Annotated in this window: 14 protein-coding genes; 8 read left to right on the top strand and 6 right to left on the bottom strand. The window is 42.9% G+C overall.

Annotated elements, in window-relative coordinates:
- Positions 1–39 precede the first annotated feature (39 nt).
- Positions 40–693, bottom strand: a complete 654-nt coding sequence (locus tag DS891_RS06655) for a DUF6058 family natural product biosynthesis protein (protein WP_029215798.1) — start codon at positions 691–693, stop codon at positions 40–42.
- A 174-nt stretch (positions 694–867) separates the two neighbouring features.
- Here DS891_RS06655 and DS891_RS06650 point away from each other — a divergent pair, with 174 nt between their 5' ends.
- From DS891_RS06650 to DS891_RS06630, 5 genes are all read left to right on the top strand, one after another.
- On the top strand, positions 868–1,782 hold the full coding sequence (locus DS891_RS06650; protein ID WP_174169255.1) for a dihydrodipicolinate synthase family protein: 915 nt from the start codon (positions 868–870) through the stop codon (positions 1,780–1,782).
- Positions 1,783–1,837: 55 nt separating this feature from the next.
- Complete coding sequence (locus DS891_RS06645) at positions 1,838–3,121, top strand: DEAD/DEAH box helicase (RefSeq protein ID WP_010605367.1); 1,284 nt, start codon at positions 1,838–1,840, stop codon at positions 3,119–3,121.
- A 245-nt stretch (positions 3,122–3,366) separates the two neighbouring features.
- Positions 3,367–4,263, top strand: a complete 897-nt coding sequence (locus DS891_RS06640) for an AraC family transcriptional regulator (RefSeq protein WP_174169254.1) — start codon at positions 3,367–3,369, stop codon at positions 4,261–4,263.
- A 131-nt stretch (positions 4,264–4,394) separates the two neighbouring features.
- Positions 4,395–6,182: a CDC27 family protein gene (locus DS891_RS06635; RefSeq protein WP_254605735.1), complete on the top strand. Its 1,788-nt coding sequence runs from the start codon at positions 4,395–4,397 to the stop codon at positions 6,180–6,182.
- A 238-nt stretch (positions 6,183–6,420) separates the two neighbouring features.
- Positions 6,421–7,617: an alpha/beta hydrolase-fold protein gene (locus DS891_RS06630; protein WP_174169253.1), complete on the top strand. Its 1,197-nt coding sequence runs from the start codon at positions 6,421–6,423 to the stop codon at positions 7,615–7,617.
- 68 nt (positions 7,618–7,685) lie between these two features.
- Here DS891_RS06630 and DS891_RS06625 read toward each other — a convergent pair whose 3' ends face one another.
- From DS891_RS06625 to zapE, 3 genes are all read right to left on the bottom strand, one after another.
- A complete protein-coding gene (locus DS891_RS06625; protein WP_174169252.1) occupies positions 7,686–8,117 on the bottom strand; it encodes a nuclear transport factor 2 family protein in 432 nt (143 codons plus the stop codon).
- Between the two features lie 26 nt (positions 8,118–8,143).
- A complete protein-coding gene (locus tag DS891_RS06620; protein WP_174169251.1) occupies positions 8,144–8,632 on the bottom strand; it encodes a hypothetical protein in 489 nt (162 codons plus the stop codon).
- Between the two features lie 113 nt (positions 8,633–8,745).
- Positions 8,746–9,828 carry a cell division protein ZapE gene (gene zapE, locus DS891_RS06615; protein WP_174169250.1) on the bottom strand — a complete coding sequence of 361 codons (1,083 nt, stop codon included), beginning with the start codon at positions 9,826–9,828 and terminating at the stop codon, positions 8,746–8,748.
- A gap of 53 nt (positions 9,829–9,881) precedes the next feature.
- Here zapE and DS891_RS06610 point away from each other — a divergent pair, with 53 nt between their 5' ends.
- From DS891_RS06610 to DS891_RS06600, 3 genes are all read left to right on the top strand, one after another.
- Complete coding sequence (locus tag DS891_RS06610) at positions 9,882–10,481, top strand: Crp/Fnr family transcriptional regulator (RefSeq protein WP_174169249.1); 600 nt, start codon at positions 9,882–9,884, stop codon at positions 10,479–10,481.
- Between the two features lie 61 nt (positions 10,482–10,542).
- Positions 10,543–11,178, top strand: a complete 636-nt coding sequence (locus DS891_RS06605; protein WP_174169248.1) for a nitroreductase family protein — start codon at positions 10,543–10,545, stop codon at positions 11,176–11,178.
- A 2-nt stretch (positions 11,179–11,180) separates the two neighbouring features.
- Positions 11,181–11,630: a DMT family transporter gene (locus DS891_RS06600; RefSeq protein ID WP_017216748.1), complete on the top strand. Its 450-nt coding sequence runs from the start codon at positions 11,181–11,183 to the stop codon at positions 11,628–11,630.
- Here DS891_RS06600 and DS891_RS06595 read toward each other — a convergent pair.
- Both DS891_RS06595 and DS891_RS06590 read right to left on the bottom strand, forming a co-directional pair.
- Complete coding sequence (locus DS891_RS06595; RefSeq protein WP_174169247.1) at positions 11,627–12,244, bottom strand: glutathione S-transferase family protein; 618 nt, start codon at positions 12,242–12,244, stop codon at positions 11,627–11,629. The genes DS891_RS06600 and DS891_RS06595 overlap by 4 nt on opposite strands.
- 222 nt (positions 12,245–12,466) lie before the next feature.
- Positions 12,467–14,071 carry an AbgT family transporter gene (locus DS891_RS06590; protein WP_254605733.1) on the bottom strand — a complete coding sequence of 535 codons (1,605 nt, stop codon included), beginning with the start codon at positions 14,069–14,071 and terminating at the stop codon, positions 12,467–12,469.
- Positions 14,072–14,142: the final 71 nt, after the last annotated feature.

Here is a 14,142-nt window from a genome sequence, read left to right as displayed (position 1 = left end):
TAGATTGTCTGGCGAAACGGTTGTGCGCCAGACTGCAGATTATTTGATTGATAAGTCGTACTTACTAATCAATTGGTCAATGTATCGAGTGCGTAGCGATTCTGTTTGCTCAGCTTGAGTATTGGCTGCCAATGCTTTGTTTAGTAGCTTCATGGCGCTATGTACTTGAATACGTTGCTCTGGGGCAATGCTGCTGGCGGTTCTTGCTTCTGTAATGTCGTCGATAATCGCGCGGCCTAGGTCAATATAAAGCGCTTCCTCTACGAGACCATTTTGGCTGATCACCCCATACTTGCCACATAAGAACTGTTGCCAAACTTGCTGTACATGCTCTGTAAGGTCATCACTAAAGCTTGGATCTTCGGTGTAAAAGCCTTTTTCAATACATTTCGTAAGTGCTTCACAGTAACGCTGTTGAAATAACTCAAATGCACTACTTGATTGATCTACTTTATGTTTAAGTAACAGTTGCCCCCAATTGAGTAGGCCTCGGGCATAAAAATCAGTATATTCTTCACATTCGTACAGGCCAAAGTACGAACTACACTTAATTTGATTTTGAATACTATAACTCGGATTTGGGAATAGGCTCATTTGTTGCCATTCTAAGAGCTGTTCTTCAGGTATCTTTAAGCTGCTGCTCAGCTCCAAAGTGGTATAAAAGTGCGTATTTAGAAAATGTGTCAGTCCCATAAAATTAAACTGGATAAATATACAGTGTTTTTGATTTTGCTGGATCTTTACGCAAATAACAAGCACTAAAGTTAAATTTCGTTAGATTTAACCGATTTACTCAGGTTTATGGGTCGGATCTCAGTCAGATTTATGGTAAAAATGGCTGTCAACTGGAAGAGTAATAGAAAGACCATGCATCAGATCCAATCAATAAAAAAAGCAAGCTTAATTACCGCTATTAAAACCCCTTACACAATGGCGGGTGAAATTGACTTAGATACTTACGACAAGCTAGTCGAAGCGCAAATCGCCGGCGGTGTCGATGGTATTGTTGTCGGTGGCACCACGGGTGAAGGCCAACTGATGAATTGGGAAGAGCACTTAATGCTCATTGCCCATTCTGCGAATAAGTTTGGCGATAAACTGCTGATTGTTGGTAACACTGGCAGCAATAACACCAGAGAAGCAAAAAAAGCGACTGAATATGGGTTTGCATCAGGTATGCACTGTGCATTACAAATAAACCCGTATTATGGTAAAACCTCAATTGCGGGTGTGAAGGCACACTTGAAAGAAGTCTTGGAAATCGGTCCTGGCTTTATTTACAACGTGCCTGGCAGAACGGGACAAGACATTACGCCTGATATCATTGAGCCGCTGGCCAGCCACAAGCATTTTGTTGGTATGAAAGAATGTGCGGGTGATGAGCGTATCGCACACTATGAAGCGAAAGGCATTGCGTGTTGGTCAGGTAACGATGATCAAGCCCACGATAGCCGTCATAACAGCCAATCTCATGGCGTTATTTCTGTTGCTTCAAACATTATTCCGGGCTTGTTCAGGCAATTGATGGACACGCCTAACCAAGCGCTTAACCAGTCTTTGCAACCGTTAATGAACTGGCTCTTTTGCGAACCAAATCCAATTGCTATCAATTCAGCTTTAATTATGACTGGCGCAGTCAAACCGGTATTTAGATTGCCTTATGTGCCACTGTCGCCAGCACAGCAAAAAGAGGGGATTGAACTCCTTTCTCAGTTAAAAGAAAGTGACTTTGTTGGCTCGACACCAAAATTAATTGACGAAACCTTGCTTAAGTTTTGTTAAAAGTCGGTTTGTCATTTATAATCTGCGACCGTTTTTGACTCGGTCGTAGGTTATTATGGCAACGTTTTCTTCATTTAGTTTCGCACAGCCTCTTTTAGATGCGCTGCAAGACATCAATTTTCATACATTAACGCCAATTCAACAGGCGGCTATCCCAGCTGTCCGTCAAGGTAGTGATGTGCTCGCAACAGCGCAAACTGGAACAGGGAAAACCGCAGCTTTTGCATTACCTATCATCCAAAAATTGCTTGAGGCTGAAGCACAGTCGACGCCAAGAGCGTTGATTTTGGCGCCAACGCGTGAGCTTGCCGAGCAAATCGCCAACAACTGTGCGACATTTGCTAAGTACACAGACTTAAAAGTGCAGGCACTGTTTGGCGGAGTTAACGCCAATGGCCAGGCTGAGCGCTTAAAGCAGGGCGTGGATATTTTAGTGGCAACCCCTGGACGCTTGTTAGATCATATCCGCCTAGGTAATGTCACGTTAAGTAACGTTAAACACTTAGTGTTAGATGAAGCTGACCGCATGTTAGATATGGGCTTTATCACCGACATGCAAAAAATCATTGAGCTGGTGGATAAGCAAAAGCAGCTATTGTTGTTTTCTGCAACTTTCCCGTCGGCAATGAAGCAGTTCGCGAAACAAGTGTTGGAACACCCTAAGTTAATCCAAGCGACGCCAGAAAATAGTACAGCCGACACGGTTCGCCACGTTGTTTATCCAGTTAAAGAAGAACGTAAGCGCGAGTTACTATCTGAGCTGATCGGGACCAAAAACTGGCAACAAGTGCTGGTGTTCGTCAATATGAAAGAAACCGCGGACAAGCTAGTTGAAGAGTTAAAGCTTGATGGTATAGATGCAAATGTATGTCATGGCGATAAAACTCAAGGCGCTCGTCGTCGCGCTTTAAGAGAGTTCACCGAAGGCAAAGTACGCGTTATGGTTGCAACCGAAGTCGCAGCTCGCGGATTGGATATCGTTGGCCTGCCACGCGTGGTTAACTACGATGTGCCTTATCTTGCCGAAGATTATGTTCACCGCATCGGAAGAACTGGTCGTGCAGGTCAGTTTGGTTATGCGATCACCTTTGTAAGCCGCGAAGAAGAATCTGACCTTATTCATATTGAGCAGTTAATCGAGCAGCAAATTTCACGCTATTATCTGCCGGGCTACGAAGTGGCAAATCGTGAAAGACTGGTTGAAACTATCCAGAAGAAACCCGCGCATCAACGTCGTAAGGCGCGGGTGAATAAGCCTTCGAATCAAGCAAGTGCAGAAGCGAGATTAAAAAACCGCTCTCGTATTGCAAATGTACGTAAGCAGCAAAAGAAGAAGTAAAATTGTTTTTTTGCTTTATTTACAACGCCAGCTAGCACGCTGGCGTTGTTGTTTTTAGCCAATGTGGCGTACAATAGCGAAAAATAATTATAAAAATACGGCTTGTGCTTCAGTCATTTCACATTGTTCCAGTTAATGTAATCCAACTCGTCTCTCTTGGGGCTTATCTCCTCGCAATGTTAATTTTTGCCAATCAACCACGCGCAAGAATGCTCGTCATCTATTTGTTATGTCAATGTGTGCTGATGACAACCAATTTTGCTGAAGAAGCGTTAGGGGCTAGAAGCTATTTACTTATCACGCCTGTATTTACCCTAGCTACTGGGCCTTTAGTCTATTTTCTGTTTAAAAATCTACTGCATGCTAATCGGGATAAGCAAGAGCGAAGATTAGTACATTTCTTACCTGTTTTGCTGGCGCTTCCATTTACTGAATACACCCAGCTTGTGATTGCGTTTGGCACTGTCAGTCAGTTGATTTATTTTGCTTTTACGGTGCAACTTGTTGGCTTTTACCAGCAAGCATCCGCGGAGATCAGAGCGGACGTCAACACGTGCGATTTACAATGGATAAGAACAACGGTTGTCTTGTTTGTGATCTTTGCTCTGGTGGATTTGGTTAGACTCAATATGCAAACATACAACGAAACCAGCACTAAAGCACTCTGGTATTTTATTGACTTAGTTTGGTTACTTGCAATTAATCTTTACCTAGTTGTCAAAGTACACCATCAACCACACCTCGAAGATTCTATAACGCAAGCCCAAGAAATAACGTTCAATGAGGTGGACAAACAGTCAGAAGATCCAACCGAGATATTCAATGCAATTCATAACACGATTATGCAGCACTATTTATATCGACAGCCACGCCTGACTATTCACGACGTTGCTGAGGTTATTGGACTTGGGGTAAAGGATATCTCTTGGGCCATCAATACTTGTGGTGGTTACAACTTTAATGAGTATATCAATAGCCTGCGGGTCGATGAGGTAAAACAGCAACTACAGTGCGAAAAGCAAACAACGCCCAACTTGTTAGCGCTCGCAACGAATGCTGGGTTTAACTCAAAATCCTCGTTTAACAGTGTTTTTAAAAAGCAAACGGGTTACACTCCAAGTCAATTTTCAAAACTAATGTAAGTATATTAAACAATTGCTTATACTTAATTCTGAGTGTTTTTTAAAAGTCCTAGAAGTACAAAATCCTGATATTGCACGCCATATAAAGTCGTTATAGGTAATCTGGAGTTAAATCGATAACAAGGATAAAGATGATGTATTCAAGTTTTCTCACTCATGTGGCCACTTACCTGACTTTTAGTAGTTTGTTTATCGCGCAGCCTGCAAAGGCTGAACCTATTCGGGTGCTGACATCAACGAGCGAACAAGCGCATGTTGCACAGCAACTAGATGTTAAATCCCCAGTGGATTACCTAAATACACGGATCAACGCACTAGCGTTGGTACGTAGCAAAAATTGGCAGCAGGCGTTACCACAACTGCAAAAGCTTACTAAGTCGTATCAAGATGACGGAGACACTTGGTATCTATTGGGATTAACGCAAATACAATTAGCGCATTATGAGCAAGCTATCATTGCGCTGAAAAAGGCGTTGTCACTGGGTGTAAACCTAACCAATATTCCTACCGGTTCGCGCCCCTCAAATGACATTATGATAAAGATTGCAGGCGCGTATGCCGCACAGGGGAAAGTAGATGAAGCTAATCAGTGGCTGAATAAGTCCTTGTCAGCACGGTACGACGAACGCAGTAGCTTAGCAAATAAAAGCGTTTTCGACTCCATCAAAGGTAATATGCAATTTCAGCGTCTTACAGGTAACTATAAAGACACTTCGCTCACTCGGGATCAGCAGTGGAATGCAGATTTAGATTTCTTACTCTCAGAAATTAAGCGGTTGCATGTTAACGAACAGGCAAGTAACAACCCGGATTTAATTACGTTGGCAAATGATTTGCGCTCAGATATACCCAAGTTAACTGATCAGCAAATTGTCTTCGGTATGATGCAAATGATAGGCAGGCTTGGTAACGGGCATAACTTTATCGTACCGACCTTCGGAGAAAAAGGGAATTTCACTCGTTTGCCAGTGCAGTTTTATGCCTTTACCGATGGCCTTTACATTGTTGATGCTGAAGCTGAGTTTAGTGATTTAATCGGCTATAAAGTCACAGCCTTTGCGAAAACACCAACCGCAGATGCAATGGCGAAAGTTGCCGAGATTAATCCGCGAGATAATGAAATGCAGCAGCTTTGGCTTGCGCCTTATTATCTCGCCATGCCCGAAGTACTCGCTGGACTAGAGTTGATCGATGCGTCAAATGAAGTGTCTATCACGGTAGAAAATGCGCAGAGCGCGCAAAAGACCATTCGCCTTAGTGGCCAATCATTCGAGTTTCGCGGCTTTCCGACTTTGCCAGAAAATCATCAAAAAAGCCCACAATATCTGCAAAACGTCACTAAACCTTATTGGTACGAAGTGGATAAAAGTAATGAGGTTTGGTACGTGCAATTTAATGCCGTTGCACAGATGAAAACGCAGTCGCTAGCGCAATTTAGTGCGGAGTTGATAGAGACAATAAAAGACGGTGAAGTAAATCACTTGGTGCTGGATTTACGACACAATAGTGGTGGCAATGGCTCCATCTTACCACCATTACTAAAGGCACTTATTTATTTTGAAGCGGCAAAGCCAGAAGGTAAGTTATTTGTAGTGATGGGACGTAATACCTTTTCTGCAGCGCAAAACCTCTTGACCAATATTGATAGCTTTACCAATGCTATATTGGTTGGAGAGCCAAGTGGTTCTCGGCCAAATCATATTGGTGAAGCTGGAAGGTTCCGTTTACCGTTCAGTGGGGTGTTTGGACTCGTTTCGTCGCAGTTTCACCAAACTTCTCGCGCAGAAGACCACCGTATTTGGATTGCACCACATATGCCGGTATTGCCGGACTCTGCAAGCTACTTCAATGGTGTCGATCCCGCCATGAAAGCCATTTATAGTGTATTGGATAAAAACGTCGATGGTTTAGTTAAGTAACCATCGCGTAAGTGAACGCTTTTTAGGCCAAATCATAAAAGGAAGTGGCAGAAATGATAACTGCAGCAGCGTTATTGTTGTTTTCTTTGTGATTGCCGCCTTGCTGTATTTCTCGGTTTAAGTGTATGCGCTGACTATCTAAAAAGTAAGCTAGCAACAAGAGGGACATGGGGTGCTATCAATTCCTGAACCATTATGCTAGCTTTGTTAGTGAAATCAACTAAATGGAATAATAATAATGAGAATTGGTAAGGCAGTTCAGTGCTTGTTTGCTGTGACTTTAGCGGCTTTCTTTTCGGTAGCTGCGATGGCAGAGTCCGAAGAAAAGACAAAACAAGAATATGAGCAACAAACAAAAACCTTGATGTCAAAAGTACTTGATGAAAAGAGAACTTTTACAATTCAACTACCCAAAAATTATCACACCAACTCCAATAAAAAATACCCTGTGATTTATCGCCTTGATGGTAAAGGCAACCTTCCGTTGATGACCGCTGTACTTGAGCGTTTGCAAGGAGCAAACGTTTCTGCCGCACCTGAAGTTATTATTGTTGCAATCGAAAATACAGACAGGTTAAGAGATCTTTATCCAACTAAGAATAAAGAGCCAGCAGGACCTATGGATATTGGCGGCGGGGCATCCAAGTTTTTAGAGTTTATCGAGACTGAGCTTATTCCTTATGTGAACCAGACCTACCGCACTCATGATTTTAAAGTCATTGCCGGTGCATCTGCAGCGGGTACTTTTGCGCTTTATGCTTTGCAGGCAAAGCCTGAGCTATTTCAAGCGCATATTGCTTATAGCCCAGCGGTATGGTGGAACTTTGGCGCGACAGCAAAGAGTACCAAAGCGTTTATTTCCAAAACGAAGCAGCTAAATAACTTTCTATATATCACAATTGGTGAGGAAGGTGGCGTGATGCGCGAAAGATACGACGATATGGCGCGCTTTCTAGCAGCAAATCAACCACATGATTTGCGCTTTTTCAGTGAGTCCTACGACAATGTTCCTCATGGACTTGTGTCTGCAGCTGGTATGTTTAGCGCGTATCAAAAGCTGTTTTTGCCAACTCAAATGCCTGCTCGTGCGTATACCGGTGAATTGAGCTCTATTACTAAGTATTATCAACAACTGTCTGCTCAATATGGCGAGGTTTTTGAGCCACAGGAAGCAGTGATCAGAGAGCTTGGCTATTACCACGTAAGTATGGGTAACGTGAAAGAAGCAATTAAGTTGTTTAAGTTTGGCGTTTCACGCTATCCAAATAATGCAGATGCCTACAACGGCTTAGCATATGGCTATGAAACCGACAAACAATACCAAGCATCTTTAGAGCAAGTAAACAAAGCGCTGGCATTGTCATCGAAGGGTGATGGTGGCTACGATGTCTTTGTTGCTCGTAAAGAGCGGCTAACTAAATTACTTGGTGAGTGATAATCAAAATGCGTAAATAGGCCACTTAGGTAATCGATGTGGTCTATTTTCTTGATATTTAATGCCACTTAAAAATAGTGGCGAATACGCTTTATTTTTTCGCCGCTAAACTCAAACAGTGTCATAAGCTTTTGCTTATTTTCTTTTTCATCCGTGTTACCTTGCTGATCAACGCAAGGATGTAGATACTCAACGGTCACCGCATTAAGGCCTTCAATGATGTTTGTGACTTCGATATCGCATTTTCCGTATTGGCCTAGATAGCTGAGTAGGCCTTTTTTGTATTCTTCTTTTGACAACGCGGCATTAAAACGAGGATGCTCGAATGAGGCGTCTGGCGTCAAAAGCGTAAGTAGGTGGGTAACATCAGACTCTTTTGAATATTGGTGTTCAACGGCTTTTTGTGCCTCGAAGTAAGCGTTAACCTTGTCGCTCAGTGTATCTGCGGAGCAAAGACTTGAAACGAGCATGAGTGGCAGCAGTGCATATCGAACTTTCATTATGATTTTCCTTAAATTATTGTTTTTTACTCTGTATTGAATGCAACGTTTCGACCGGGAAATGCAAGTTTAGAAAATGGCCATGCCGTTTTTAACCAATGAGTAATTGTTTGATAGACTAGGTTATCCAATGTGATATCTTCTGCTCCTATCCATAGATAGACATCACAATCAAAATCTGAAGATTGTGGCGGATCGATATAGACACAACCGATATACTTTTCACTGTGTCTGGTGTAAACCGCATAGGCAAATGCCGCTCGCGACATAAATTCTTCCTTGTGGGTGGCTAAACTCGCAATGTTTTCCTCATAAGTCATAGTAGCTTTCGGCCAGTCTGAATTCGGACCAAATATGCCTTGCAAGCGTACTTGATTAGCCATCACCAGCTCATAATCTACTATCGCAATTTTCTCATTGAGCACGGTAAAAGAAAAATGGGATGTGCTAACCCTCGTTGGTGGCATAAAAGAGTCAGGAATAAAGGGCTGAGCTTGTTTTTGTTGATTAGTCACTGTCGCCAGTACTCTCTGACAAGGGAAACTTTTTCATAGAAACATACTTTTTATTATTATTTGCAGCAGGTTAGCACTCGTTTGTAATTTATACAATTATAAAAATTGTAAGCTCAGTAGGCGCTAAGAGACCAACTTTGCATTTCTGTCACTCGACTAATGCAGCGAGCGAAAGCAAATGCCAGTTGCTCACCTTGGTAGATTTGCGATATGGGCGCAGCGGCCAAAAAAACAACCGGTACTTTGGCTTCGTAACATTCATCGATAAGCGCAATCAGGCGTCTGGCCTCATCGTCGCCAATCCTAGGTTGCGTTGAGTTATTTGGGCGGATATAGCCTTCCTCAGTTCCTTGCGCTACATCTTTATTCTCTGGAGTAACACCAAGTAGCGGTAACTCAGAGATAAAAATACAGCTAACTTGCTGTGCAAGCTCAATATAGTCATTGGTAGCGCGTGGGCTTGAGCAGATCTCCATAAAATCAAAACATACGACGCTTTCATTTGCGCCAAGCACGTTAATTGGACGATGATTAATCTCCAGGATGCTCTGTTTGAATACGCCACCGGCATTAGTAAAGGCGTCCCAAAATGCTTGTTTATCGTTGACGAAGTAGTGGTTTGCCGTTGTGCCTTTGCTAAATCGATGGTCCGTCTCACCACATACAGATATGACATCGCAGTGACTTATAAGCAGCGCAATTGTTGGCTCAAAACGGTCTCTATGTAATCCATCTTTGTATAACTCGGTTGGGTGACAATTAGAGGTTGCAACTAAGGTCACGCCAGCTTCAAAAAGGGCTTCAAATAATCGCGCCATGATGATTGCATCGCCGATATCGGTGACAAAAAACTCGTCAAAGCACAGCACAGAAGTGTGCTCTGCCCAATTTTGGGCTATCCGCTTTAAAGGATCTCTCACACCTTGAATTTGATTGAGCTCTTTATGCACCTGTTGCATAAAGTGATGAAAGTGTAGGCGAGTTTTGTTTGCGACGTCAGTGAATTCATAAAACCAATCCATCAGCATGGTCTTGCCTCGCCCGACAGGGCCATAAAAATAGATGCCTTTATTCGAGTGACCACAAGCGAGTGAATGAGAAAGGGCATCTAAGGCTGAAATTGCAGCTTGCTGCGCTGCATCAGGAGTAAGATTTCCACATTCGATTTGTGCTTGGTAATGGCTAGAGATTGACATAGACACTGCAAATAGGAATAGTTAATCCGAATAATATCATAAAGCTATAAATCATGGATGCACTAACAAGATTAAAACAAGCGGTAGACGCCTATTATCCACTTTCTCAAGAAACCTGGTCCGCTATTGCTGCGATCACCAGCATCAAACTACTCGCGAAAGATGAGTGGCTTTACAAAGAAGGAGCGTATCTGACTACTTTTGCATTTTTACATCAAGGGTTAGTTAGATTAGTAAATACCAATGCTGCTGGACAGGAATACAATAAGCGTTTTTTTGTGGCGGGGGAATTTCCTGGTGTAATGCACGCTTTGCACCGTGCTGAACCCGCTAATCAGGGGATCCAAGCCTTAGAACCGACTGAGGTTATGCTAATTAATTTTAAGAAATTTAGAGCACTGCTGATGGATAATCCGGAATTAATGCGATTTCAAATACTGTACCTTGAGAAGAACTGGTTGTTAGAAAAGGATAAGCGAGAGCTTTATATGGTGCAGTTAGATGCCACGGAGCGCTATCTCGCATTTTTAAAAGAGCAGCCAGAACTTGCTGAGCGTGTACCGCAATACCATTTGGCGTCACATCTTGGGATCACTCCTACACAGTTAAGCCGAATAAGAAAGTCGTTAAAAAATTCAGGTTCGTTTACATAGGTAAATGAGCCAAGCTCTTCATCTTGTTAAAGTTGCTTCAACACATAATGGAGAGCAACTTATGAATACATCACAACTAGAATCGTTATTGAATTGGCGTTACGCCGTCCGCAAATTTTCTGAGCAAACCATTGCGCAAGACAAAGTCGATAAGTTAATCGAACTAACGGGGTTGAGCGCTTCAGCATTTGGCTTACAGCCTTATAAGATTATTCAAATATCCAAGCAATCGATAAAAAAAGCATTACTACCGCATTCGTATGGACAACAAAAGGTGCTTGATAATAGTCATCTATTAGTTTTTGCTGCGGATATGTCACCTATTGATAGCCAAATAGAGCGCTACATTCAAGACTTTAAGGCGAATCGAAACCTTGATGAGCTTGTCTATGCGCAGATGGAATTGGGTATGAAAGACGCGCTACACACCATGGACTGTGCGTCTCAATATAGCTGGTGTTCTGAGCAGGCTCACTTGGCCCTCGGTACATTACTGCTGGTAGCCGCCAGTATGGAAATTGATGTTTGCCCAATGACCGGTATCGATAAGGTTGCCTACGATGACGTATTGGGTCTTTCATCCTTAAACTTACGCACGGTATTAATTGCGCCAATTGGCATTCGTGACAGTACGGATGTGAACGCGAATACAAGCAAAGTAAGGAAATCGAGAGACTTGCTGCATCTTGAGGTGTGACGATGATTTTTGCCATATTAGCCGTTTTTGCAGGTGGTGCAATTGCGGTGCAGGCAAGCATGAATGCACAACTTGGCGGCTTATTAAAAAGTCCGATATTGGCAGCTGGAGTGGCGTTTACCGTCAGCGCATTCTATGCCTTTATTGCCTTTCGGGTATCTGATAACGTGCTGCCAGCAACCTCAGAGCTAAAAGCGGTGCCTTGGTACTTGTGGTGTTTAGGTGGGGTGCTAAGTGCAACAGGGGTGGGACTCTGTTATTTTTTAATTCCTAAAATGGGTATAGGTAACCTTATGGCTTATTACTTGTGTGGTCAAATGGTGGTAGCTATGGTGATCGGTCAGCTTGGTCTCTTTGGTGTACCTTATACGCCTATTAACCTGCAAAAAGTCGTGGGCGTGATTGCTGTGCTGACCGGTATTGTACTTATTAACGTTAATCGTTCAGGCTAAAACTCAGCCATTTCTAAGGCTTTGCTAATAGCTGGTGTTGCCGCAATTTGGCGATAATAGCGGCGTAAATTCTTAAGCGAAGGCGTTTTTTCTAAAAATGTCTTCGCACGTTCACAAAGCATAAATAAATAGCTGTCGCACAGCGTAAATTGATTTGCAAACAGGTAATGATTGTCTGCAAGTAAGGTATCAATAATACCAAACCCTTCTTCCAGTCGACCTTGCTGCGAGCGAATAAGGTCGTCATACATCAAAGCACTTTGTGTGTGTCGTTCTGGGTAGGTATACATCAATAAGTCGCTGTGAATAGAAGCGCTCATAAAATGCATCCATTGCAGACACTGTGATTTTAGTTTTAGCTCAGTTGGGATAAGCTGCTTGTCGATGTGCTTTTCAGCAAGGTACTGAGAAATTGCAGCGCTTTCAAATAAGGTAAAGTCGTCGTCAACGAGGGCTGGTACTTGTCCGGCAGGGCTTAGTTTTAAGTATTGTGCACTACGGTTGGCGTTTTTTTTGATATCCACCAGTTCAAGTTGATAAGGCTCACCAATGAGTTCTAATAAAATATGAGGCGCAAGGCTCGCACTTTGTGGATAGTAAAAGAGTGTATACATAATTCACCTAATGTTAGGTCACGTGTATCACTCAGGAACAGGGCATAAAATAACAGTGATCACGTGAAGTTAGTTTAATACCAATGTAATAATTGCAATGTTATTGGTATCCAAAATCGGCTCCTTCTTCGCTGTCTCCTATTCAACCTTAGGTGAGGGTTGAGGTTTTCACAAATAAAAATGCCAGCAAATGCTGGCATTTAGATAATTTTAAAGTATTAGCTACGGATTGTAGTAGATAGGAGAGTTAGGTCCAACTGGTAGACCAAAGCCAAATACCCACACGTAGAATAGTGCTACCCAACCTATAAAGAAGAACATGCTGTACGGCAACATAGTTGCTACTAATGTACCTATACCCATGTCTTTTTTGTATTTCGTCGCAACCGCTAATATCAAACCAAAGTAGCTCATCATGGGAGTGATAAGGTTAGTAACTGAATCTCCAATACGGTACGCTGCTTGAATGGTTTCCGGCGCATAGCCGATAAGCATAAGCATTGGAACGAATATCGGTGCCGTGACAGCCCATTGAGCTGATGATGAACCAAGGCTTAGGTTAACTAGTGCACACATGAAAATAAACAGTACGAATACTTCTGGGCCGGTTAGGTTTAGCGCCTGTAACAATGCTGCGCCATTAATCGCAAGAATAGTACCTAAGTTCGTCCATTTAAAGAATGCAACAAACTGGGCGGCAAAGAACACCAACACAATATACATGCCCATAGAACTCATGCTTTTACTCATTGCATCAATAATATCGCGGTCATTTTTCATGGTCCCAACCACACGGCCGTACACAAAACCCGGGATAGCAAAGGTTACGAAGATAAATACCACGATCCCTTTTAAAAATGGTGAACCCGCCACTTCGCCTGTTTCAGGATGACGTAAAATACCATCTTCAGGTACTATGGTTAATGCAAGCAGAATGCTCACTACGAGTAGCGATAAACCAGCCCATCTAAGGCCAGATTTTTCTTTTGCAGAAAGCTTTTCTATATTGTTTTCGCTTAAATCAACACTGGCCTCTTTCGGGTCATATTTTCCTAAACGTGGCTCTACAATTTTCTCAGTAACTACGGTGCCTAATATGGCAATTAGGAATACAGAAACTATCATGAAGTACCAGTTTGCTTCTGGACCAACTTGGTATGTTGGGTCTATCATCTGTGCTGCGGGAGTGGTAATACCAGCTAATAGCGGGTCGATAGTGCCAAGTAGGAGGTTTGCGCTGTAGCCACCAGATACGCCTGCAAATGCGGCTGCTAAACCGGCAAGAGGGTGTCTACCAAGGCTATGGAAAATCATTGCGGCGAGCGGAATAAGTACAACGTAGCCGAGTTCTGAAGCGGTGTTCGATAAGATAGCGGCAAACACAATCATAAATGTTACAAGACGTTTTGAAGCGCCCATCACCATGCCACGCATTGCTGAAGATAGCAGACCTGAGTGTTCAGCAACGCTAACCCCAAGTAGTGCTACAAGTACAGTTCCAAGTGGTGCAAAGCCAGTGAAGTTAGTTACAAGATGGGTAACTATCCATCGCAAGCCCTCTGCACTCATCAAGCTTACGACTTCAATCACCCCGTCGGGATCGCGACCAGCTGAGCCTTCTAATTGAGGATCGATGGCAGATAGCCCCATCCAATCGGCAATACCACTAAATAACACGATGGCGATACAAAACATTGCAAACAAAGTAATAGGGTGGGGAAGCATATTCCCTAAGAACTCAACAGTTGCCAAGAAGCGATTGAATAATCCCCCTTTTTGCCCCTGTTGGTCCTGACTATCAGCTTGCGTCTCTACAGCATTTGACATAGCTAAATTCTCAGTTCCAAAAAATGGCGCAACCTTAGCATTTTTTTTACATGAGATCATGCTTAAGCGGC

Origin of the sequence: Pseudoalteromonas sp. JC28, from assembly GCF_013319255.1 — a bacterium.
Classification (GTDB): Bacteria; Pseudomonadota; Gammaproteobacteria; order Enterobacterales; family Alteromonadaceae; genus Pseudoalteromonas.
The sequence above is the reverse complement of the archived record's forward strand: the minus strand, read 5'-3'. Positions and strand labels throughout refer to the sequence as shown.